General features: G+C 48.1%; 14 protein-coding genes and 5 pseudogenes. 16 read left to right on the forward strand and 3 right to left on the reverse strand.

From position 1 onward, the window contains the following. Positions 1 to 5: 5 nt before the first annotated feature. The gene (yegD, locus tag A7090_RS16245) at positions 6 to 1,358 is read right to left on the reverse strand and encodes a molecular chaperone (RefSeq protein WP_105274800.1); all 1,353 of its coding nucleotides are present in this window, start codon (positions 1,356 to 1,358) and stop codon (positions 6 to 8) included. A gap of 133 nt (positions 1,359 to 1,491) precedes the next feature. On the opposite strand from yegD, the pseudogene A7090_RS16255 reads away from it, so the two are divergent. After that, a pseudogene (locus tag A7090_RS16255) lies at positions 1,492 to 1,854 on the forward strand (AlkA N-terminal domain-containing protein); the annotation flags it as partial. Positions 1,855 to 1,907: 53 nt separating this feature from the next. On the opposite strand, the pseudogene A7090_RS16260 reads toward A7090_RS16255, so the two are convergent. Then, a pseudogene (locus A7090_RS16260) lies at positions 1,908 to 4,941 on the reverse strand (diguanylate cyclase). 317 nt (positions 4,942 to 5,258) lie between these two features. On the opposite strand from A7090_RS16260, the gene udk reads away from it, so the two are divergent. From udk to asmA, 3 genes are all read left to right on the forward strand, one after another. After that, positions 5,259 to 5,900 carry a uridine kinase gene (udk, locus tag A7090_RS16265; protein WP_105274801.1) on the forward strand — a complete coding sequence of 214 codons (642 nt, stop codon included), beginning with the start codon at positions 5,259 to 5,261 and terminating at the stop codon, positions 5,898 to 5,900. A 91-nt stretch (positions 5,901 to 5,991) separates the two neighbouring features. Continuing rightward, positions 5,992 to 6,573: a dCTP deaminase gene (dcd, locus tag A7090_RS16270; protein WP_105274802.1), complete on the forward strand. Its 582-nt coding sequence runs from the start codon at positions 5,992 to 5,994 to the stop codon at positions 6,571 to 6,573. A 21-nt stretch (positions 6,574 to 6,594) separates the two neighbouring features. Further along, complete coding sequence (gene asmA, locus A7090_RS16275; RefSeq protein ID WP_105274803.1) at positions 6,595 to 8,448, forward strand: outer membrane assembly protein AsmA; 1,854 nt, start codon at positions 6,595 to 6,597, stop codon at positions 8,446 to 8,448. Positions 8,449 to 8,900: 452 nt separating this feature from the next. On the opposite strand, the gene A7090_RS16280 is transcribed toward asmA, so the two are convergent. Then, positions 8,901 to 10,484, reverse strand: coding sequence for a TerC family protein (locus A7090_RS16280; protein WP_105274804.1), 1,584 nt, complete (start codon positions 10,482 to 10,484; stop codon positions 8,901 to 8,903). Positions 10,485 to 11,142: 658 nt separating this feature from the next. On the opposite strand from A7090_RS16280, the pseudogene A7090_RS16285 reads away from it, so the two are divergent. From A7090_RS16285 to A7090_RS16345, 12 genes and pseudogenes are all read left to right on the forward strand, one after another. Beyond that, positions 11,143 to 11,961: pseudogene (locus A7090_RS16285) on the forward strand (polysaccharide export protein); the annotation flags it as partial. Then, positions 11,961 to 12,401: pseudogene (locus A7090_RS16290) on the forward strand (polysaccharide biosynthesis tyrosine autokinase); the annotation flags it as partial. The pseudogenes A7090_RS16285 and A7090_RS16290, both read left to right, overlap by 1 nt. Positions 12,402 to 12,770: 369 nt before the next feature. After that, positions 12,771 to 14,038: pseudogene (gene wcaK / locus A7090_RS16295) on the forward strand (colanic acid biosynthesis pyruvyl transferase WcaK). After that, on the forward strand, positions 14,035 to 15,219 hold the full coding sequence (wcaL, locus tag A7090_RS16300) for a colanic acid biosynthesis glycosyltransferase WcaL (RefSeq protein WP_105274805.1): 1,185 nt from the start codon (positions 14,035 to 14,037) through the stop codon (positions 15,217 to 15,219). Before wcaK ends, wcaL begins: the two are co-directional and overlap by 4 nt. A 10-nt stretch (positions 15,220 to 15,229) precedes the next feature. Then, positions 15,230 to 16,624 carry a colanic acid biosynthesis protein WcaM gene (gene wcaM / locus A7090_RS16305; RefSeq protein WP_105274806.1) on the forward strand — a complete coding sequence of 465 codons (1,395 nt, stop codon included), beginning with the start codon at positions 15,230 to 15,232 and terminating at the stop codon, positions 16,622 to 16,624. A 174-nt stretch (positions 16,625 to 16,798) separates the two neighbouring features. Beyond that, positions 16,799 to 17,692, forward strand: coding sequence for a UTP--glucose-1-phosphate uridylyltransferase GalF (galF, locus tag A7090_RS16310; RefSeq protein WP_000183032.1), 894 nt, complete (start codon positions 16,799 to 16,801; stop codon positions 17,690 to 17,692). 371 nt (positions 17,693 to 18,063) lie between these two features. Next, the gene (rfbB, locus tag A7090_RS16320) at positions 18,064 to 19,149 is read left to right on the forward strand and encodes a dTDP-glucose 4,6-dehydratase (RefSeq protein ID WP_105274808.1); all 1,086 of its coding nucleotides are present in this window, start codon (positions 18,064 to 18,066) and stop codon (positions 19,147 to 19,149) included. Then, a complete protein-coding gene (rfbD, locus tag A7090_RS16325; RefSeq protein WP_105274809.1) occupies positions 19,149 to 20,048 on the forward strand; it encodes a dTDP-4-dehydrorhamnose reductase in 900 nt (299 codons plus the stop codon). The genes rfbB and rfbD overlap by 1 nt, the downstream gene beginning before the upstream one ends. A 57-nt stretch (positions 20,049 to 20,105) precedes the next feature. After that, a complete protein-coding gene (gene rfbA, locus A7090_RS16330) occupies positions 20,106 to 20,984 on the forward strand; it encodes a glucose-1-phosphate thymidylyltransferase RfbA (RefSeq protein WP_105274810.1) in 879 nt (292 codons plus the stop codon). Between the two features lie 4 nt (positions 20,985 to 20,988). Further along, entirely contained in the window at positions 20,989 to 21,534 is a 546-nt protein-coding gene (gene rfbC, locus A7090_RS16335) for a dTDP-4-dehydrorhamnose 3,5-epimerase (protein ID WP_105274811.1), read from the forward strand. Positions 21,535 to 21,536: 2 nt separating this feature from the next. Continuing rightward, a complete protein-coding gene (gene rffA, locus A7090_RS16340) occupies positions 21,537 to 22,670 on the forward strand; it encodes a dTDP-4-amino-4,6-dideoxygalactose transaminase (RefSeq protein WP_105274814.1) in 1,134 nt (377 codons plus the stop codon). A gap of 69 nt (positions 22,671 to 22,739) precedes the next feature. Beyond that, positions 22,740 to 24,073 (forward strand): oligosaccharide flippase family protein (locus tag A7090_RS16345; protein ID WP_105274812.1); only part of this gene is annotated, 1,334 nt, incomplete at its 3' end.

The following is a 24,073-nucleotide window of genomic DNA, read 5'->3' on the forward strand; positions in this document are numbered from 1 at the left end:
TCCAATTAACGAAACACGACTTCTGCCCAGCGAGCCAGCCCGGCGGTAACCGATCCGAAGTCATCGCCACCGGCAATCGGAATACCCGGCAGCTGTTCTGCCAGTGCTTTTTTAATCAGCGGGGAACGGGCGCTACCGCCGGTCAGGTAGATAACGTCCGGTTTTTCCTGAGCGTTATCCAGCGCCAGTTGCACCTGTTCCAGAATCCGCGCCAGTGGCTGGCTGAGCGCACTTTCCAGGCCTTGCTGGTTAATCAGCGTGGCCAGTTCGTCGCGGATAAACGGCAGCGACGCACAGGTTTCCACCGTGCCTGAGAGGGCGATTTTGCTCTCTTCTGCGCTGCGGACCAGTCGATAACTTAACCGTTGACGCCAGACTTTCTGCAACAGAGCCACTTTCTCTGGTTCGCGGGCATCGCGCACCAGATCGTTAAGTAGACGTCCATTGGCACTACTGTAGAAATCACTCTGCGCAGGAACGTCGTTGATGGCAACCGCATTCCACCACGGCAGAATCGGCAGGGCGATGCCTTTTTCTGTTTCGCCCCCCATACCCAGTAACGGCATCAGGTTTTTAAACGCCAGTGCGATATCCAGATCGTTACCACCAATACGGCAACCACTGTGACCCAGCAGGCTGGCTTCACGATCGAGACGCGAACGCCACTGCGGCCCCATCAGTAGCAAGGAACAGTCAGTCGTACCACCGCCGATATCCACCACCAGCACCCGTTTTTCTTCCTGTAAGGTGGCTTCGTAATCCAGCCCTGCCGCGACCGGCTCGTACTGGAATACCACATCCCTGAATCCGGCACGCTTTGCCGCGCGTTCCAGAATCCCTTGCGCCTGGGCGTTTGCTTCATCGCCGCCCAGCCCCTGGAAGTTGATCGGGCGACCAATCACCGCATGAGTAATCGCTTCTGGCAGCTGCGCCTGCGCCTGCTGGCGAATGTGCAACATCATTGCGCAGACCAGATCCTCAAACAGCGCAACTTGCTGCGGTTTTAAGCCGCTGGCACCGAGGAACGATTTTGGGGATTTCACAAACCATACTTCTTGCGGATCATCGATGTACTGTGCCAGAGAGGAAAGACCGAACTGCACGCTTTTCGCTGTAACATCAATATCTTCTTCGCGGTTATAACGAATCGCCCGACGTAACAGCGCCTGGGTTTCATCGTCGTCTGCCGGAACATCATGATGGCGGTACAGCCACTCGCTCACCGCTTCACGCGTTGGCGCACAAAGCATTGAAGGCAGCAGCGTGCTGTCGTTTTCCATTTTCAGTAATTGCGGTTTACCGTCGCGCATGACCGCCACTGAACAGTTTGCTGTACCGTAATCAAAACCAATAAACACGAAATAATTCCCATGCCGGTGAAGAAGGGGCGTGACTTTAGCGAAATGTTGCCGCCGCGACAACCGGAATATGAAAGCAAAGCGCAGCGTCTGAATAACGTTTATGCTGAAAGCGGATAAACAAGGAGATGCGATGTATACCCTGAACTGGCAGCCGCCGTATGACTGGTCGTGGATGTTGGGATTTCTCGCCGCCCGTGCGGTGAGCGGTGTGGAAACGGTCGCGGACAATTATTATGCCCGTAGTCTGGCGGTGGGCGAATATCGCGGCGTGGTGACGGCTATTCCGGATATAGCCAGCCATACTCTGCGCATAAATTTAAGTGCAGGTTTAGAACCCGTTGCCGCTGAGTGTCTGGCGAAAATGAGCCACCTGTTTGATCTGCAATGTAATCCGCAGATTGTTAATGGTGCGTTAGCCGGGTTAGGCACGGCGCGGCCCGGATTGCGTTTACCCGGCAGTGTTGATGCTTTTGAACAGGGCGTGCGGGCGATTTGTAGGCCTGATAAGACGCGTTAGCGTCGCATCAGGCAATGGGCAACGCTCCCTCAGTTAATCGCGAAATAACTGCTATTCACCAGCAAATCCAGCGGTTGAGCGTCGGCAATTACATCACCATAAATCAGATCGACGCCGATGCCAGAAAGCGTATCCATCACCAGGGGGAAAACGACTGGCCCGGCGATGGTTTTCATCCCGAGACGCTGAGCATGACCCTGAATGATCGTAATCAGCATTTCATCCAGCAAATTACCCTGCACGCTGGCGCATAACTCACCATCAAGTAGCAGGTAATCTGCCATATTCGCTTTCAGCGTGTTGAAGATTTGTAGATCGCGACCCACCTGGCTGAGTACGATCCGACATCCCGCCAACCGCAGTTTTTGCACGCTTTCGGCGTGATCGAAAATCGCTTCTGCCGGAATAATCAGATGTAATAACCGTGGTGGTAGAGGGCGACTTTCCAGTTGCTCAAGCAGTTCATTTACCAGCGTGGCGCGACTCAAGCGACATCGCTGCCCGTTTGCTATGTGCGGCGGCTTGCTGCGGCTCGTAAATCGTCACCCGACCCCGGCCACCATTTTTTGAGGCATAACAGGCGATATCAGCCTGCGACATCACTTCTGCCGCCTGATGATTGTTGTCATCGATCAAGGTAATCCCGGCACTGGCACCTACCCGATGTACACGGCCTTCCCATATAAAGTGATAGTCATTCACGGCACTGATAATGCGTGTAGCGGTAAAACGAGCACTTTCGACATTGCAGTCTGGCAACAGCAGACCAAATTCATCACCGCCAAGCCGCGCCAGCACGTCGCTGGCGCGCAGCATACTCAGCATCAATGACGCCAGTTCGCGCAGCAAAGCGTCGCCCGCCGCATGCCCGGCGCTGTCATTCACCGCTTTAAAGCGATCAAGATCGATAAACACCAGTGCATGTCGCTGATGCGTACTGTTTATCGTTTGCAGCAGGATACGCAATTGCTTCTCAAAACTGGCGCGATTGGCGAGATGCGTCAGCGCATCATGGGAGGCGCTATAGCTCAGCTGACGCAGCATTTTGCGTGATTCGGTGACGTCCTGAATCACCAGTACCGAGCCTATATTGCTGCCGTCCAGAGTACTTAGCGGCGTAATACTGTAATGCACATCGTAGCTGCCGCCGCTCCGGCAGTGCAACACTACATCTTGTTCAATCGCAGAACGCGAGGTGTCGGCACTGTAAATGTTCTCCATCAGGGGACCATTGTCGCCAAAGGTAATATGCAACACCGTCAGGAGCGGAACACCCAGCGCTTCTTCCTGCGTCCAGCCGCTCATCTTCTCAGCCACCGGATTCATAAAGGTAATTTTCATCGCCATATCAATACAGACTACGGCTTCGCCGATGGAATCCAGCGTAATGTGTAGGCGCTCTTTTTCCTGAAACAATGCTTCGTTAAGCTGTTTCACTTCGGTCATATCCATATTGATGCCGAGCAGGCGTTCGACTTCGCCTTCTTTATTCAGTACCTGGTTGGCGAGGGCGCGGATATGGCGGGTGCCATCTTTCACGGCAATGCGAAATTCCAGCTTAAAGGGAGAGCGTGATTGCAATGAATCACGAATCACTTTTTCGGCGTGTTGGCGATCTTCCGGCAGCACGCACTCGTACCACACTTGCCAGTTCGGTTTGATATGCGGAGGAATTTCATACAACTCAAACATCCGCTTATCCCAACGGAAAATATTCGGCTTTAGCTCCCACTCCCAGATGCCAATCCCGCCTGCTTCGTTAGCCAGCGTGATGCGTTCCATCAGCTGCTGATTCACCTGCTCGGTGCGTTTTAGCTCGTTAATGTCTTCAATCTGAGCAATAAAATAGAGCGGCGTGCCATCCGTGTGGCGCACCAGTGAGACGGCAAGCAACGCCCAGACAACATCGCCATTGCGGTTGTAGTAGCGTTTTTCCATTGAATAGGTGTTTATTTCACCGCTTATCAGCTTTTCAACCTGTTGGAGATCTTTATTGAGATCCTCCGGCCAGGTCAGTTGCTGAAAGGTAAGTCCGTGCAGCTCTTCCTGACTGTAACCGAGAAACCGGCAGAGCGCTTTGTTGGATTGCAGCCATTGTCCCTCGGTGCCCACTAATGCCATGCCGATGGCAGAATATTCCATGGCGTTGCGAAAGCGGGTTTCGCTTTCGGAAATGTGTTTGCGTTCCGCACGAAAGGCATACATCACCATGGTCATGATGTTGGCGGGCAGCAGGATCAGTAAAAAGGGGAGCCACGGAATATGACTCATCAGGTATGTTCGCGGCGTAGCAAGCAGGGCGGGATCTGCGGCCATCATCAGCGACACCATCATCACTGTGGTAAGGAAGATCAAAAAGGCTTCCATTCGCGGCAGGCGCACGGCGCTCCACATTAACAGCACAATAATGAAGGTAAAAGGCCACGGCAGGTACAACATCGAAAGCCAGCTTAACGTCAGTGTGATGGCTAACGTGAGCAGCGACTCAAAAAGTAACCGTGGGTTGCGATGGCGCAGCAGATAGTGTGGTTTAAATAACAGTCCCAGCGGCACCAGCGCCAGTGCGCCGATGGATTCTGACAGTACCCATATCAAAAATGCTCTGAGAGGATCGTCGCCAGGCGTCAGCAGGACAACCAGAATACCACCCAACAGAGGGGGAACAATGGCGCTGCCGAGTGCTAAACGCAGCCAGTCAGCCAGATTTTGCAATGGGTTATACCACGGCAGTAATTTACGCAGCAGTACTGCCCCGACCACGGCTTCAATAATATTAATGGTCGTCCAGGCCATGTTCAGTGAGTTGGTAGAAAAAAGCAGGACGGATGCGGCGATATTTCCCAGCGAACAGCTCAGCGCGATCCCCGGCCACATGCGTCCGGCATGGCGATAAAACGCCACCATCATGATGGACGTCGGGAACCACAGCGGAGCGAGTTGGGTGCCAAACTGCGAAAGCTCAAGCGAGAAAAGGGTAAAGATAAACGAGACTAAACCTAAACTGACCAGGTGAAGCAGCGGGTGGGGCGGGGCAATTAATACATGCTGTGATTGTTTGCTCATTACCGCTTTATCCGCAAGACCTGGTCGCCAGTATTCGTTTCTGTGTTTATGCTAGTACAAAAGTTTTACATTTTATATGCAAATTGCTCATAAAGTGACGTAAAGGCAGATAATTTGCGCAATTGCGTATAACATTTTTTACTTTGCATTAAAACAGAACAACGTAATTTGCCTCCGGGAATCATTCGTCAACGATGCGTCTGAGCACGCGGCAACGCTATTCGACTGGTATCAGGCAGATGAAATCCCTATAATTGCCGCGTTTGGCGCTTCTGCGCCCCCTTCCTAACATCCAGGTTAATCAGGTCGCTAAATATATGACTGATCAGTCTCATCAGTGCGTCATTATCGGTATTGCTGGCGCATCGGCTTCCGGCAAGAGTCTTATTGCCAGTACCCTTTATCGTGAATTACGTGAACAAGTCGGTGATGAACACATCGGCGTAATTCCCGAAGACTGCTATTACAAAGATCAAAGCCATCTGTCGATGGAAGAACGCGTTAAGACCAACTACGATCATCCCAGTGCGATGGATCACAGCCTGTTGCTTGAGCATTTACAAGCGTTGAAACGCGGTTCGGCTATTAACTTGCCGGTTTACAGCTATGTTGAACATACGCGTATGAAAGAAACGGTGAAGGTTGAGCCGAAGAAGGTCATCATTCTCGAAGGCATTTTGTTGCTGACGGATGCGCGTTTGCGTAACGAACTTAACTTCTCAATTTTCGTTGATACCCCGCTGGATATCTGCCTGATGCGCCGCATCAAGCGCGACGTTAACGAGCGTGGGCGTTCAATGGATTCTGTGATGGTGCAATATCAAAAAACCGTGCGCCCGATGTTCCTGCAATTCATTGAGCCTTCTAAACAATATGCAGACATTATCGTGCCGCGCGGCGGGAAAAACCGCATCGCGATCGATATATTGAAAGCAAAAATAAGTCAGTTCTTTGAATAAGCTTGATAAATTGTGTACCGTTCAGTGATAACCTGGTATGCCCTTGACGTAACTGGCGTTAAGGGAGTGAAGCGCGAAAGGAGAAAATGCCATGCGTCTGTGTGACCGAGATATTGAAGCCTGGCTTGATGAAGGCCGTTTGTCGATCAACCCACGTCCACCCGTGGAGCGTATTAACGGCGCGACGGTGGATGTGCGCCTGGGCAATAAATTTCGTACCTTCAGTGGTCACACGGCAGCGTTTATCGATCTGAGCGGTCCCAAAGATGAAGTGAGCGCCGCGCTTGACCGCGTGATGAGCGATGAAATCGTGCTCGACGAGGGTGAGGCGTTTTATCTTCACCCAGGAGAACTGGCGCTGGCGGTGACGCTGGAGTCGGTCACGCTGCCAGCCGATCTGGTGGGCTGGCTGGACGGGCGTTCCTCACTGGCGCGTCTGGGGCTGATGGTTCACGTTACTGCGCACCGTATTGATCCTGGCTGGTCTGGCTGCATTGTGCTGGAGTTTTATAACTCCGGTAAGCTGCCGCTGGCGCTGCGTCCGGGCATGTTAATTGGTGCGCTGAGCTTTGAGCCGCTTTCCGGCCCGGCGGCGCGGCCATACAACCGCCGTGAAGATGCGAAATATCGCAACCAGCAGGGCGCGGTAGCCAGCCGAATCGATAAAGACTAATTCAGGCCCATTGAGGATACGATGAGACGATTTCTGACGACGCTGATGATATTCCTGGTCGTGCTGGTGGCCGGGTTATCTGCGTTAGTGTTGCTGGTGAATCCGAATGATTTCCGCGACTATATGGTCAAGCAAGTTGCTGCACGTAGCGGTTATCAATTGCAGCTCGACGGACCACTGCGTTGGCACGTCTGGCCGCAGCTTAGTATCCTCTCCGGGCGAATGTCTCTCACCGCCCAGGGCGCGAGCCAGCCACTGGTTCACGCAGACAATATGCGTCTGGACGTGGCGCTTTTACCGCTACTGAGTCATCAACTGAGCGTTAAGCAGGTGATGCTAAAAGGGGCAGTGATCCAACTGACGCCGCAGACGGAAGCGGTGCGCAGTGAAGATGCCCCGGTTGCACCACGCGACAATACCTTGCCGGATCTGTCAGACGATCGCGGATGGTCGTTTGATATTTCCAGTCTTAAGGTGGCAGACAGCGTGCTGGTGTTCCAGCATGAAGATGACGAGCAGGTGACAATCCGCAATATCCACCTGCAAATGGAACAAGATCCCCAGCATCGTGGCTCGTTTGAGTTCTCCGGGCGGGTTAATCGCGATCAGCGCGATCTCACATTATCCATCAACGGCACCGTTGATGCTTCTGATTATCCGCATGATTTAACGGCGGCTATTGAACACATTAACTGGCAGTTGCAGGGCGCAGACTTACCAAAACAAGGTATTCAGGGACAGGGGAGTTTCCAGGCCCAGTGGCAAGAGTCACAAAAACGACTTTCATTTAACCAAATCAATTTGACCGCTAATGACAGTTCGCTTAGTGGGCAAGCACAGGTCACGCTGACTGAGAGGCCCGAATGGCTGCTAAGGCTGCAATTCCCGCAACTGAATCTTGACAACCTCATCCCGCTTAAAGAAACAGCGAACGGTGAAAACGGTGCCGCGCAGCAGGGACAGAGCCAGTCAACGTTGCCGCGCCCGGTCATTTCTTCGCGCATTGATGAACCGGCCTATCAGGGACTGCAGGGCTTTACGGCTGATATTTTGTTGCAGGCCAGTAACGTGCGCTGGCGTGGAATGAATTTTACAGATGTTGCCACGCAAATGACCAACAAGTCGGGTTTGCTGGAAATTACTCAACTGCAGGGCAAGCTTAACGATGGACAAGTTTCACTGCCGGGCACGCTGGACGCGACATCAATAAATCCGCAGATAAACTTCCAGCCACGGCTGGAAAACGTTGAGATTGGCACCATTCTGAAGGCATTTAACTATCCGATTTCATTGACCGGAAAGATGTCACTGGCGGGTGATTTCTCCGGTGCTGACATTGATGCCGACGCATTTCGCCACAGCTGGCAAGGACAGGCGCATGTCGAAATGACTGACACGCGTATGGAAGGGATGAACTTCCAGCAGATGATCCAGCAAGCGGTAGAACGTAATGGTGGTGATGTGAAGGCTGCTGAAAACTTCGATAACGTGACGCGGCTTGACAAATTTACCACCGATCTAACGTTAAAGGATGGCGTCGTGACGTTAAACGACATGCAAGGTCAATCGCCAGTGTTGGCCCTGACAGGGGCTGGAACGTTGAATCTGGCAGAGCAGACCTGCGACACCCAGTTTGATGTTCGTGTCATTGGTGGCTGGAACGGGGAAAGCAAGCTGATTGATTTTCTTAAAGGAACACCGGTTCCGCTACGGGTTTATGGCAACTGGCAGCAACTCAATTACAGCCTGCAAGTGGACCAGCTGCTGCGCAAATATCTACAAGACGAAGCTAAACGCCGCCTGAATGGCTGGGCCGAGCGGAAAAAAGATTCCCGCAATGGCAAAGATGTGAAGAAGTTGCTGGAGAAGATGTAAGTCATCCAGATGACATATGCTGTAGGCCTGATAAGACGCGTAAAGCGTCGCATCAGGCGTTCGTGGCGGCACCATTATATTCTGAATATGTAAGATCGAAGGCTGTTCCGTTCACTTTATGTTCCTCGCCACTATGGAACGCTCAAGCCGGTGAACGTGCCAGGGTGGCTCAATCGCCACCACCCTGGCAACCCGGGCTCCCGGCGGTAAATCGCCGCTGGCGCGGTTCCCTCATCTTATTCCTTTCGGCTATCGGGTACGGGCGCGAGGTAACATCCCTGTAAAACGCGCCCTCAGCCCACATCCATGTGGGCTGCCCCGGCCTACAGGAAACGATTCGGCAATTTACAGCCGGACCCACACCCCCGCGGTGATGTCCGTTTACCATAGACAACGCTTCATTGCTGAGGTTGTAAGGCGTTACGCAGCATCGGGTAAAATGACCGATACCATCACACCTCGTACTCCATCTCGTCATCCTTACGTAGCGGAATAATCTGCACCTTCTGCACGCGATGGCTTTCCACCTGCAACGTTTTAAGCAAATAATCCCCCACCTGCACTTCTTCGCCTGGTTTCGGAATGCGCTGCAAATATTCCATCAATAGCCCGGCGATGGTGTGATATTCGCGTTTCTCGTCCAGAGGCAGTGGCACATATTGCACCAGATCTTCCAGCGGCATATGACCATTCGCCGTCCAGGAACCGTCCGCATTTTTCTGAATATCATGGCGGGCGTCGATCTCTTCCACTTCGTTCGGTAAGTTACCGGCAATAGTTTCAGTGACGTCACTTAATGTCACAATCCCTTCCACTGAACCAAACTCATCCACCACAAAAGCAAAGTGGGTGCGGGCATTACGGAACTGCTCCAGGGCAGGTAACAGCGGCAAGGTTTCCGGGAACACCAGCGGCTGGCGAATCAACACCCGCAGGTTGAGCAGTTCACCGCGCAGTGACTGTTGTAACAGGTCGATAACGTGAACGACACCGAGCAAATCTTCCGCGTCATCACCGTCGGTAACGACCAGACGCGTGTGCTGATTTCGCTCCAGCAACTGGCGAATCTCATCTTCCGGTGCGTTGAGATCGATATGCTCAATATCGTGGCGCGACGTCATGATGCTGCTGACAGTACGCTGGTTAAGATTAAGCACCCGCTCAATCATTCGCCGTTCCTGCGGATTAAAGATCTGCTGGTTGCCATGATCCACCAGCATGGACGCCGTTTCGGCGTCCAGTTCCGCATCTTCTTTTTGCCCGCTTAACAGGCGCATTACTGCTTCGGTAGTCCGCTGGCGCAGCGTCTGGTTAGCGGAAAGAAAACGTCGCCGATTAAAGATAGCCAACTGATTGAGCGCCTCGATCATCACCGAAAAACCAATGGCAGCGTACAGGTAGCCTTTCGGAATGATGAAGCCGAAACCTTCTGCCACCAGGCTAAAGCCAATCATCAACAGGAAACTTAAGCAGAGAATAACGATGGTCGGGTGGCTATTAACAAAGTGCGTTAACGGCTTGCTTGCCATCAACATCAGGCTGATAGCGATAACAACGGCGGCCATCATGACCAGTAAATGGTCGACCATCCCGACGGCGGTAATCACCGAGTCGAGTGAGAAAATGGCGTCCAGCACCACAATTTGTGTCACCACGCCCCAAAACTTCGCACCTTTGCGTTGCGTGGGGTTATTGCTGTCTTTCCCTTCCAGCCGTTCGTTCAGCTCCATCGTGGCTTTGAACAGCAGGAATAAACCACCAAACAGCATGATTAAGTCGCGGGCGCTAAAGGTAAACGAACGAAAGCTGAACAGCGGTTGAGTCAGAGTGACCAGCCAGGAGATTGACGCCAGCAGTAACAGGCGCATTAACATTGCCAGCAGCAGCCCGGTAACTCGTGCACGGTCGCGCTGCTTCGGCGGTAGTTTTTCGGCGAGGATGGCAATAAAGACCAGGTTATCAATGCCGAGGACCAGTTCGATCACAATCAGCGTGATTAACCCGGCCCAGATAGACGGATCGGCAATCCATTCCATAGAAGTACAAAACCTATTCGTTGTATGACAAATGTCACAATTCGATCATGGATAAATCGTGGCAAAAATGCAATGTTGCAGCACTATTTATCTCATATTCTGTGAGGGGGATAACCTCACATTATCCCTGAATTAAAAACGGTAATAATAAAACATTATTTAAGAAATATCGCATGTGGAGCCGCTATATTAATTATTGTCAACATAAAGAAACTCCTAAAAACCATATTGAATGACACTTAATATAATTCTTAAAAATAGCCAATTGCCGAATTGTTATCTTGCCTGCTATTCCGTTAGCTGTAACACTTCCTCCTGCATTATTGGAGAGCCGATATTCAATTACCATAATGTCATCTTATATTCAGAAAGTTAATTACCGGAATACCCCTTTCTCATCAACGACTGCATGTTGAGAAGGTTTGGAAAATTAAACTAAATCAGTGCATTGGTAGCTAAAAAGCCAGGGGCGGTAGCGTGTCTGGATGCCTGCAAGACCAGTCTGAATTATTCTGTCAATAGCCTGCGGATGAAATCAATTTTTTTAGGACTGATGCCAGTTAAATTTTTATTCAATTAACTGCAAGGTAAATGTGCATGGCGACATTGCTATTAATCGTGCACAGGATAATTACTCTGCCAAAGTGATAAATAAACAATGATGAAATCCAAAATAAAATTGATGCCATTATTAGTGTCAGTAACCTTGATAAGCGGTTGCACAGTACTTCCGGGCAGCAATATGTCGACGCTGGAAAGTGAGATTGCGAATTACCAGTATCGCATCGGGCCGGGCGACGTTCTTAATGTCACCGTCTGGGATCACCCGGAACTCACCACGCCAGCCGGTCAGTACCGCAGCTCCAGCGACACCGGCAACTGGGTACAGCCTGACGGCACTATGTTCTACCCGTATATCGGCAAAGTCCACGTAGTAGGGAAAACACTCGCTGAAATTCGCAGTGATATTACCGGGCGCTTAGCGACGTACATCGCTGACCCGCAGGCGGACGTTAATATCGCTGCCTTCCGCTCGCAAAAGGCCTATATCTCCGGTCAGGTGAATAAATCCGGTCAACAGGCCATCACCAACGTGCCACTGACCATTCTCGACGCCATTAACGCCGCAGGTGGCCTGACCGATACCGCTGACTGGCGCAACGTGGTGCGAACACACAATGGTCGTGAAGAACGCATTTCTTTGCAGGCGCTGATGCAAAACGGTGACCTCAACCAGAATCGACTGCTTTACCCCGGCGATATTCTCTACGTGCCGCGTAATGACGATCTGAAAGTGTTTGTGATGGGGGAAGTGAAGAAACAGAGCACCCTGAAAATGGACTTTAGCGGCATGACCCTGACCGAAGCCCTGGGCAATGCTGAAGGTATCGACATGACCACCTCCAACGCCAGCGGCATCTTTGTCATTCGTCCGCTGAAAGGCGAGGGCGGGCGTAACGGCAAGATTGCCAATATGGCACCAATAACGTCAATGGCCTGTCGGAAATTCTGATTGGTCAGGGCGATATTGCCGCCAGCGCCAAACCCACTTCGATTGCTAAATTTGACCTGATCCCACGCGGCCAGGTGCCACCGAATCCATCTGAACTGTTGATGAGCGAACGCTTTGCCGAACTGGTGAACTGGGGGAGTAAAAACTACGACCTGGTGTTGATTGATACGCCGCCGATTCTGGCAGTGACCGATGCCGCAATTGTCGGTCGCCACGCTGGAACCACGTTAATGGTGGCGCGTTATGCGGTCAACACATTGAAAGAAGTGGAAACCAGTCTGAGCCGCTTTGAGCAAAACGGTATTTCGGTGAAAGGAGTGATTCTGAACTCCATCTTCCGTCGCGCCAGTGCGTATCAGAATTATGGTTATTACGAATACGAATATAAGTCGGATGCGAAATAACGAAATCCTGTCGGATGCGATGCTGACGCATCTTATCCGACCTACGTTCACTTATCCGACCTACGGTTCAGGCACAGGTTTGTAGGCCGGATAAGCGTAAGCGCATCCGGCACCAGCACACAACTGCCGGATGCGGCGTAAACGCCTTATCCGACCTACGGTTCAGGCACAGGTTTGTAGGCCGGATAAGCGTAAGCGCATCCGGCACCAGCACACAATTGCCGGATGCGGCGTAAACGCCTTATCCGGCCTACGGTTCTGGCTCGGGCCTTGTAGGCCTGATAAGACGCGCCAGCGTCGCATCAGGCAAAAAACGGCAACGAACACAATAAACACAGCCTCACCTGGCATCAAATTTATGAGGAAAAAATGAAATTACTTATTCTGGGCAACCACACTTGCGGCAATCGCGGCGACAGTGCCATCCTGCGCGGCTTACTTGATGCCATTAACATCCTCAATCCACACGCCGAAGTGGACGTGATGAGCCGCTATCCGGTCAGTTCTTCCTGGCTGCTCAACCGCCCGGTAATGGGCGATCCACTGTTTCTGCAAATGAAACAACACAACAGCGCGGCGGGCGTTGTCGGGCCCTTCGTCGCCGTTATCAACACCAGGTACTGCTCTCACGCGTCACCGACACTGGCAAGCTGCGCAACATCGCCATCGCCCAGGGATTCACCGACTTCGTGCGCCTGCTGTCAGGTTACGACGCCATTATTCAGGTCGGTGGATCGTTTTTTGTCGATCTCTACGGCGTGCCGCAGTTTGAACACGCGCTTTGCACGTTTATGGCGAAAAAGCCGCTGTTTATGATTGGTCACAGCGTCGGCCCGTTCCAGGATGAGCCATTTAACCAACTGGCGAACTACGTTTTTGGTCACTGCGACGCGCTGATCCTGCGCGAATCGGTCAGCCTCGAGCTGATGAAACGCAGCAATATCACCACCGCAAAAGTGGAACATGGCGTCGATACCGCCTGGCTGGTCGATCACCACACCGAAGACTTCACCGCCAGCTATGCTGTTCAACACTGGCTGAACGTTGCCGCACAACAGAAAACGGTGGCCATTACCCTGCGCGAACTGGCACCGTTCGACAAACGCCTCGGCACCACTCAACAAGTGTATGAAAAAGCCTTTGCCGGGGTGGTCAATCGCATTCTCGATGAAGGGTATCAGGTGATTGCGCTCTCCACCTGTACGGGTATCGACAGCTATAACAAAGATGACCGCATGGTGGCGCTCAATCTGCGCCAGCACATCAGCGATCCTGCCCGTTACCACGTGGTGATGGATGAACTTAACGATCTGGAAATGGGCAAAATTCTCGGAACCTGTGAACTCACCGTTGGCACGCGCCTGCACTCTGCCATTATCTCGATGAACTTTGCCACTCCGGCGATTGCCATCAACTACGAACATAAATCTGCCGGGATTATGCAGCAACTGGGGTTACCGGAGATGGCGATTGATATCCGTCATTTATTAGACGGCAGCCTGCAAGCGATGGTTGCGGATACCTTAGGCCAACTTCCGGCGCTGAACGCACGACTTAACGAAGCCGTCAGTCGTGAGCGTCAGACGGGAATGCAGATGGTGAAATCTGTGCTTGAACGCATCGGGGAGGCGAAATGAAGGTCGGCTTCTTTTTACTGAAATTTCCGCTGTCGTCGGAAACCTTTGTCCTCAACCAAATTACTGCGTTTATTGATATGGGCTTTGAGGTAGAGATTGTCGCGTTGCAAAAAGGCGACACTCAGAACACCCACGCGGCATGGACGAAATACAACCTTGCTGCCAGAACCCGCTGGTTACAGGACGAACCTGTGGGCAACGTGGCGAAGCTGCGCCACCGCGCCAGCCAGACGTTACGCGGCATTCATCGTAAAAATACCTGGCAGGCGCTCAACCTCAAACGCTATGGTGCCGAGTCGCGGAACCTGATTTTGTCTGCCATTTGTGGCCAGGTCGCAACACCGTTTCGTGCCGATGTGTTCATCGCTCATTTTGGCCCTGTGGGGGTAACCGCAACAAAACTACGCGAATTGGGTGTCATTCGCGGCAAAATTGCCACTATCTTCCACGGTGTTGATATCTCCAGTCGGGAAGTGCTCAACCACTACACACCCGAATATCAACAACTGTTTCGCCGTGGCGACCTGATGTTACCGATAAGCGATCTGTGGGCCGGAAGGCTGCAAAAAATGGGCTGCCCGAGGGACAAAATCGCCGTATCGCGCATGGGCGTGGACATGACGCGCTTTAGTCTGCGTCCGGTGAAAGCACCTGCAACGCCGCTGGAAATCATTTCCGTCGCACGCTTAACCGAGAAAAAAGGTCTGCATGTGGCGATCGAAGCCTGCCGTCAGTTGAAAGAGCAGGGCGTGGCGTTCCGCTATCGCATCCTCGGCATTGGCCCGTGGGAACGACGCCTGCGCACGCTCATCGAACAATATCAACTGGAAGATGTGGTGGAGATGCCGGGCTTTAAACCGAGCCATGAAGTGAAAGCGATGCTCGACGACGCGGATGTCTTCCTGTTGCCATCGGTGACGGGCGCGGATGGCGATATGGAAGGCATTCCGGTGGTTTCTACTCTGCATAGCGGGATACCGGAACTGGTGGAAGCCGATAGATCCGGCTGGCTGGTGCCTGAGAACGATGCTCGCGCACTGGCGCAACGACTGGCGGCGTTTAGCCAACTGGACACCGATGAACTGGCTCCGGTTATCAAACGTGCGCGCGAAAAAGTCGAACATGATTTTAACCAGCAGGTGATTAATCGAGAACTCGCCAGCTTACTGCAGGCTTTATAGAGGAGAACGCATGCCATTTAAAAAACTCTCCCGACGCACCTTCCTGACGGCAAGCCCGGCGCTTGCCTTCCTCCATACGCCTTTTGCCCGTGCACTTCCCGCCCGGCAAAGCGTTAATATTAACGACTACAATCCTCACGACTGGATCGCCTCATTTAAACAAGCCTTCAGTGAAGGACAAACGGTCGTCGTGCCCGCCGGATTGGTTTGCGACAATATCAATACCGGCATCTTCATCCCTCCTGGTAAAACGCTACACATCCCTGGAAGCCTGCGCGGCAACGGCAAAGGGCGATTTGTCTTACAGGACGGCAGCCGGGTGACAGGGGAGAAGGGCGGCAGTATGCATAACATCACCCTGGATGTTCGCGGCTCTGACTGCACCATCAAAGGGCTGACGATGAGCGGCTTTGGCCCGGTAACGCAGATTTATATCGGCGGCAAAAACAAACGGGTCATGCGCAACCTGACCATCGATAACCTGACCGTCAGCCACGCTAATTACGCCATTTTACGCCAGGGATTTCATAACCAGATTATCGGTGCCAACATCACCAACTGTAAGTTCAGCGACTTACAGGGCGACGCCATTGAATGGAACGTGGCAATTAACGACCACGACATTTTGATCTCCGACCACGTTATTGAGCGCATCAACTGTACTAACGGCAAAATCAACTGGGGCATTGGTATAGGCCTTGCGGGGAGTACTTACGATAACAACTACCCGGAAGACCAGGCAGTGAAAAACTTTGTCGTGGCGAATATCACGGGATTAGATTGTCGGCAACTGATCCATGTTGAAAATGGTAAACATTTTGTTAACCGTAATATCAAAGCCCGCAATATTACGCCTGATTTCAGTAAGAAAGCCGGAATTGATAACGCCACGGCTGCTATTTACGGTTGTGACAATTTCGTGATTGATAATATTGAAATGATTAATAGCGCCGGGATGTTAATTGGCTATGGGGTAATTAAAGGCAAATATTTCTCGATACCGCAAAATTTCCGAGTGAATAATATTCAACTGGATAACACTCATCTTGCTTACAAATTGCGCGGTATCCAAATCTCTGCCGGGAATGCCGTCTCCTTTGTGGCGCTAACTAACATTGCGATGAAGCATGCATCGCTGGAGCTGCACAACAAACCGCAACATCTTTTTATGAGAAATATCAAGGTGATGCAGGAATCCTCTGTTGGACCAGCATTGAGCATGAACTTCGACATGCGCAAAGACGTTCGCGGCGTTTTTATGGCGAAAAAAGAAATACTGCTGTCGCTTGCAAATGTTCATGCCGTGAATGAAAAAGGACAAAGCTCCGTCGATATCGACAGGATTAATCACCATATTGTTAATGTGGAAAAGATTAACTTTAGATTGCCGGAACGGAGGGAGTAGATTTGCGACCATTGCAGGACAAATGGAGCCATACTTAGGAACAATGCTACTGCAATCCACAACAAAGCGGCGTAACATCACAAGTAATTCAGTAATCAATTCAGGGTAATTGATGCTGGCGAAAAAAATCGAACAAGCTATAATTCAGCAACCATTTTACAGGTGGATGAAATAATGACGAATTTAAAAGCAGTTATTCCTGTAGCGGGTCTTGGGATGCATATGTTGCCTGCCACTAAGGCGATACCCAAAGAGATGCTACCGATCGTCGACAAGCCAATGATTCAGTACATTGTTGACGAGATTGTGGCTGCAGGGATCAAAGAAATCCTCCTGGTAACTCACGCGTCCAAGAACGCGGTCGAAAACCACTTCGACACCTCTTATGAATTAGAATCTCTCCTTGAACTGCGCGTGAAGCGTCAACTACTGGCAGAAGTGCAGTCCATCTGCCCACCAGGCGTGACCATTATGAACGTGCGTCAGGGGGAACCTTTAGGTTTAGGCCACTCTATTTTGTGTGCGCGACCTGCCATTGGTGACAACCCATTTGTCGTGGTGCTGCCAGACGTTGTGATCGACGACGCCAGCGCCGACCCGCTGCGTTACAACCTTGCTGCCATGATTGCACGTTTCAACGAAACGGGCCGCAGCCAGGTGCTGGCAAAACGTATGCCGGGTGACCTCTCTGAATACTCCGTCATTCAGACCAAAGAACCACTGGATCGTGAAGGTAAAGTCAGCCGCATTGTTGAATTTATCGAAAAACCGGATCAGCCACAGACGCTGGACTCAGACATCATGGCCGTTGGTCGCTATGTGCTTTCTGCCGATATTTGGCCAGAACTGGAACGCACTCAGCCAGGTGCATGGGGACGTATTCAGCTGACTGATGCCATTGCCGAGCTGGCGAAAAAGCAATCAGTTGATGCAATGCTGATGACCGGCGACAGCTACGACTGCGGTAAAAAAATGGGCTATATGCAGGCGTTTGTGAAGTATGGACTACGCAACCTGAAAGAAGGGGCGAAGTTTCGTAAAGGGATTGAGAAGCTGTTAAGCGAATAATGAAAATCTGACCGGATGTAACGGTTGATGAGAAAATTATAACGGCAGTGAAGATTTGTGGCAAAAGTAATGTGTTGCGAATATTCCTGCCGTTGTTTTATATAAACAATCCGAATAACAACGAGTTAGTAATAAGATTTTAGTCAAAGTTTTCCAGGATTTTCCTTGTTTCCAGAGCGGATTGGTAAGACAATTAGCACTTGAATTTTTCGGATTTGGTGCGAGTGGGTAACGCTCGTCACATCGTAGACATGTATGCAGTGCTCTGGTAGCTGTAAAGCCAGGGGCGGTAGCGTGCATTAATACCTCTATTAATCAAACTGAGAGCCGCTTATTTCACAGCATGCTCTGATGTAATATGGAATAAAAAAGTGAAGATACTTGTTACTGGTGGCGCAGGATTTATTGGTTCTGCTGTAGTTCGTCACATTATAAATAATACGCAGGATAGTGTTGTTAATGTCGATAAATTAACGTACGCCGGAAACCTGGAATCACTTGCTGATGTTTCTGCTTCTGAACGCTATGTTTTTGAACATGCGGATATTTGCGATGCTGCTGCAATGGCACGGATTTTTGCTCAGCATCAGCCGGATGCAGTGATGCACCTGGCAGCTGAAAGCCATGTTGACCGTTCAATCACAGGCCCTGCGGCATTTATTGAAACCAATATTGTTGGTACTTATGTCCTGTTAGAAGCCGCTCGCAATTACTGGTCTGCTCTTGATAGCGACAGGAAAAATAGCTTCCGTTTTCATCATATTTCTACTGACGAAGTCTATGGTGATTTGCCTCATCCTGACGAAGTAAATAATACAGAAGAATTACCCTTATTTACTGAGACGACAGCTTATGCGCCAAGCAGCCCTTATTCTGCATCAAAAGCATCCAGCGATCATTTAGTCCGCGCATGGAAACGTACCTATGGTTTACCGACCATTGTGACTAATTGTTCGAATAACTACGGTCCTTATCACTTTCCGGAAAAATTGATTCCGCTGGTAATTCTTAATGCTCTGGAAGGTAAGGCATTACCTATTTATGGCAAAGGGGATCAAATTCGCGATTGGCTGTATGTTGAAGATCATGCGCGTGCGTTATATACCGTCGTAACCGAAGGTAAAGCCAGTGAAACTTATAACATTGGTGGGCACAACGAAAAGAAAAACATCGATGTAGTGCTCACTATTTGTGATTTGCTGGATGAGATTGTACCGAAAGAGAAATCTTACCGCGAGCAAATCACTTATGTTGCCGATCGTCCGGGACACGATCGCCGTTATGCTATTGATGCTGAGAAGATTAGCCGCGAATTGGGCTGGAAACCGCAGGAAACGTTTGAGAGCGGGATTCGGAAGACAGTGGAATGGTACCTGTCCAATACAAAATGGGTTGATAATGTGAAGAGTGGTGCCTATCAATCGTGGATTGAACAGAACTATGAGGGCCGCCAGTAATGAATATTCTCCTTTTCGGCAAAACAGGGCAGGTAGGTTGGGAACTACAGCGTGCTCTGGCACCTTTGGGTAATTTGATTGCTCTTGATGTTCACTCCACTGATTATTGTGGTGATTTTAGTAATCCTGAAGGTGTAGCTGAAACCGTAAGAAGCATTCGGCCTGATATTATTGTTAATGCTGCTGCTCACACCGCAGTAGACAAAGCAGAATCAGAACCGGAGTTTGCACAATTACTTAACGCAACAAGTGTCGAAGCGATTGCGAAAGCAGCAAATGAAGTTGGAGCTTGGGTTATCCATTACTCGACTGATTACGTCTTCCCTGGAAATGGCGATATGCCATGGCTGGAGACGGATGAAACCGCACCACTAAATGTTTACGGTGAAACCAAGTTAGCCGGAGAAAAAGCGTTACAGGAATATTGCGCGAAGCATCTTATTTTCCGTACCAGCTGGGTCTATGCAGGAAAAGGAAATAACTTCGCCAAAACAATGTTGCGTCTGGCAAAAGAGCGTGAAGAATTAGCCGTTATTAATGATCAATTTGGTGCGCCAACTGGCGCAGAGTTGCTGGCTGATTGTACGGCACATGCCATTCGTGTCGCACTGAATAAGCCAGACGTTGCAGGTTTGTACCATTTGGTAGCCAGTGGTACTACAACCTGGTACGATTATGCTGCGCTGGTTTTTGAAGAGGTGCGCAAAGCAGGCATTCCTCTTGCGCTCAACAAGCTCAACGCGGTACCTACAACAGCCTATCCTACACCAGCTCGTCGCCCACATAACTCTCGTCTTAATACAGAAAAATTTCAGCAGAACTTTGCGCTTGTCTTGCCTGACTGGCAGGTTGGCGTGAAACGAATGCTCAACGAATTATTTACGACTACAGCAATTTAATAGTTTTTGCATCTTGTTCGTGATGGTGGAGCGAGATGAATTTAAAGGAATGATGAAATGAAAACGCGTAAAGGTATTATTTTAGCGGGTGGTTCTGGTACCCGTCTTTATCCTGTAACTATAGCTGTCAGTAAACAGTTATTACCGATTTATGATAAACCGATGATTTATTACCCGCTGTCTACACTGATGTTAGCGGGTATTCGCGATATTCTGATTATCAGTACGCCACAGGATACTCCACGTTTTCAACAACTGCTGGGTGACGGTAGCCAGTGGGGCCTGAATCTTCAGTATAAAGTGCAACCGAGTCCGGATGGTCTTGCGCAGGCATTTATCATCGGTGAAGAGTTTATCGGTGGTGATGATTGTGCTTTGGTTCTTGGTGATAATATCTTTTACGGTCACGATCTGCCGAAGTTAATGGATGCCGCTGTTAACAAAGAAAGTGGTGCAACGGTATTTGCCTATCACGTTAATGATCCTGAACGCTACGGTGTCGTTGAGTTTGATAAAAACGGTACGGCAATAAGCCTGGAAGAAAAACCGTTACAACCAAAAAGTAATTATGCGGTAACCGGGCTTTATTTCTATGATAACGACGTTGTCGAAATGGCGAAAAACCTTAAGCCTTCTGCCCGTGGGGAACTAGAAATTACCGATATTAACCGTATCTATATGGAGCAGGGGCGTTTATCCGTTGCCATGATGGGCCGTGGTTATGCATGGCTGGACACGGGGACACATCAAAGCCTTATTGAGGCGAGCAACTTCATTGCAACAATTGAAGAGCGTCAGGGGTTGAAAGTTTCCTGCCCGGAAGAAATTGCTTACCGTAAAGGGTTTATTGATTCTGAGCAGGTGAAAGTATTAGCTGAACCGCTGAAGAAAAATGCTTATGGTCAGTATCTGCTGAAAATGATTAAAGGTTATTAATAAAATGAACGTAATTAAAACAGAAATTCCAGATGTGCTGATTTTTGAACCAAAAGTTTTTGGTGATGAGCGTGGTTTCTTTATGGAAAGCTTTAATCAAAAAGTTTTTGAAGAGGCAGTGGGCCGTAAGGTTGAATTTGTTCAGGATAACCATTCGAAATCAGTTAAAGGTGTTTTAAGAGGATTGCATTTTCAAATTGAACCCTATCCTCAGGCAAAATTAGTTCGCTGTGTTAAAGGTGAAGTTTATGATGTCGCTGTTGATATACGTCCTGACTCAAGTACATACCGTAAATGGGTTGGTGTATTCCTTTCAGCGCAAAATAAAAAACAGTTATGGATACCCGAAGGCTTTGCACATGGTTTTGTAGTAATTAGTGAAGAGGCCGAATTTCTATATAAAACGACCAATTATTACATGCCAAGTGCCGAAGGCAGTATCAGATGGAATGATCCAATATTGAATATTGACTGGCCAATAAAAAGTAATGAACTTATCCTGTCGGATAAAGATAAAAATGCTGATTTTTTTTGGGAGAATAAAGAATGAAGATGATACCTTTTAATAAACCGTATCTTCATGGAAATGAGTTGAAATATATTTCAGAAGCTGTGTCGAATGGTAAGGTCTCTGGTGATGGAATTTTTACAAAAAAATGTCATGATTTTTTTGAGGAGAAATATGGATTTCAGAAAGCTCTATTGACTACTTCCTGCACAGACGCGCTGGAAATGGCAGCAATTCTGTTAGATATCAAACCTGGCGATGAAGTTATTGCACCTGCTTATACCTTTGTTTCAACTGTAAATGCTTTTGCTCTCAGAGGCGCAAAAATAATTTTTGCTGACAGTTATGATGATAATCCCAATATGGACCCAGAATCTGCGATTAAACTTATCACAAATAGAACGAAAGCAATAATTGTTGTGCACTATGCAGGTGTAGCATGCGATATGGATAGATTTTTAGGAATTGCTAAAGAATACGGAATTCATATTGTTGAGGATGCTGCCCAAGCAATCGATTCATATTATAAAGATAGACCGCTAGGCAGTATTGGTACATTTGGGACATTTTCATTTCATGAAACCAAAAATATAATATCAGGAGAAGGTGGGTTAGTTGTTTTAAATGATGATAAATATTCTCATCGAGCAGAAATTATCAGAGAGAAAGGAACGAATCGCGCCTCTTTCTTTAGAGGGGAAGTCAACAAATATGGATGGGTTGATATAGGTTCTTCGTTTCTCCCATCGGATATAATAGCAGCATATCTTTATGCACAATTGGAGAATATTGAAATCATTCAAAATAAACGAAAGGAATTATGGAATGAATACTATAGTAATCTAAGTGATTTGGCTGGTTCAGGATATATACAACTTCCTAAGATACCAGAATACGCAACTAATAATGCACATATGTTTTATATACTGTGCCATGATCTTAAAAAACGCTCTGAACTTATCTCCTACCTTAAAGAAAATAAAATACATTCTGTTTTTCATTACCTTTCATTAAATAAAAGTGAATACTATATTAAACAAAACGGAAAGGTTAATTTGGAAAATAGTGATAAATTTTCAGATTGTTTGCTCAGGCTACCAATGTATTATGAGTTGGAGAATAAGCAGGTTAACTATATTTCGGAAAAGATAGCTGAGTTCTTTAAAAAAAATGCTTGAAATAAAGTGGTGGTATTATAACCACCATTTTATGCTTTGGAGGATATCATATATTATGAAGTATGGTTTATGAATAAACAAGTTAAGGTTTTAATCTACATATATAGCGTTAGGATATATTCCGCATTAATTACAATTATTCTTATTCCAATACTGATAGATATAGTTGGATTAGAGACATATGGTCTAATTGGATTTTTTACAGTTCTTCAGGCTTGCCTTAGTATCTTGGATGCTGGCTTGGGAAGCGTAATAACTAGAGAAGCGATTATTTCTAGGAAAAACCAAGAAACTTATAAAAAATTTAACATATTATATAAAAAAATAGTTATATTTTTTTTAGTCGTGTCATTTTTATTAGCTATCATTGGTTGGTGGGTAAGTGAGCAGTATAGTACTTCATGGCTAAACACACAACTAGATAGAAATGTGGTTGTTTTTTGTACAACGCTGATGTTTTGGATATTTGCATTACGTTATATGCAAGGGCCATCTCGTAGTATACTACTTTCTAACGAATCACAAGTTACATTGACATCTATTAATTTATTCAGTATTACACTATCTCAACCATTAACGATATTTTTAATGAAATACTTTAATGAAGGGATTGAGTTTTATTTTTTGATGCAATTGATTTCATCGGCTATTGGTTGTGTTTTAATGGTGTTGTGTAGTGAGAAAATAAGAAAGACAGGATTATTGTTATGTCCTCCAAAAGAAAGTAATATCGAATTTAGTGATACATCAGTTAAGAAAATAATTGGATTCGCGTTACAGTTATCAACTTTATCAATTTTATGGGTTTTGGTTAATCAATCAGACAAATTAGCACTAACCAAATACAGTACATTGAGCGAATATGGCATTTACAGTGTGGCAGTATCAATAATAAGTGTATTAGCTATATTGAGTGACCCACTAAATCAATATTTACAACCCAAGCTAACAAGATATTATCATCAAAATAACTTAAAAGCATATTCTGAATTGTTTAGCAATTCATTAATATGTATATTCATCGTTACTATACCGCTAAGTACATTTTTGTTTTTTTACAGCAAAGATATTATATTTATATGGAGTAATAATGAAACATTATCAGCAAAAGCTGCCAACTATTTACCATGGCTATTTATAGGTGGCGTATTTTCAATATATTCCAATTTTGTGTTTTTACTGCTATATAGCTTTGGTGAACTAAAGAAACATACTATTGTGTATGCACTATTTAGTATTATCGTAATCCCGGTAAATATCTTTGTTGCAAAAAAATATTTTGGAGAGGGAACATCTATTTTCTTTGGTGTTAGTTCTGCTTTTTTATTTTTACTATGGGGGGGGTATAATTTTGCAAAGTTCTTTATCAAAGGATTACGGATTATATATTTATATATTATTCC

The organism is Escherichia sp. MOD1-EC7003, assembly GCF_002965065.1.
GTDB lineage: Bacteria > Pseudomonadota > Gammaproteobacteria > Enterobacterales > Enterobacteriaceae > Escherichia.

Coding starts and splice junctions, on each gene's coding strand:
- udk (WP_105274801.1), top strand. CDS start 5,259: ATGACTGATCAGTCTCATCAGTGCGTCATTATCGGTATTGCTGGCGCA.
- dcd (WP_105274802.1), top strand. CDS start 5,992: ATGCGTCTGTGTGACCGAGATATTGAAGCCTGGCTTGATGAAGGCCGT.
- asmA (WP_105274803.1), top strand. CDS start 6,595: ATGAGACGATTTCTGACGACGCTGATGATATTCCTGGTCGTGCTGGTG.
- A7090_RS16280 (WP_105274804.1), bottom strand. CDS start 10,484: ATGGAATGGATTGCCGATCCGTCTATCTGGGCCGGGTTAATCACGCTG.
- wcaL (WP_105274805.1), top strand. CDS start 14,035: ATGAAGGTCGGCTTCTTTTTACTGAAATTTCCGCTGTCGTCGGAAACC.
- wcaM (WP_105274806.1), top strand. CDS start 15,230: ATGCCATTTAAAAAACTCTCCCGACGCACCTTCCTGACGGCAAGCCCG.
- galF (WP_000183032.1), top strand. CDS start 16,799: ATGACGAATTTAAAAGCAGTTATTCCTGTAGCGGGTCTTGGGATGCAT.
- rfbD (WP_105274809.1), top strand. CDS start 19,149: ATGAATATTCTCCTTTTCGGCAAAACAGGGCAGGTAGGTTGGGAACTA.
- rfbA (WP_105274810.1), top strand. CDS start 20,106: ATGAAAACGCGTAAAGGTATTATTTTAGCGGGTGGTTCTGGTACCCGT.
- rfbC (WP_105274811.1), top strand. CDS start 20,989: ATGAACGTAATTAAAACAGAAATTCCAGATGTGCTGATTTTTGAACCA.
- rffA (WP_105274814.1), top strand. CDS start 21,537: ATGATACCTTTTAATAAACCGTATCTTCATGGAAATGAGTTGAAATAT.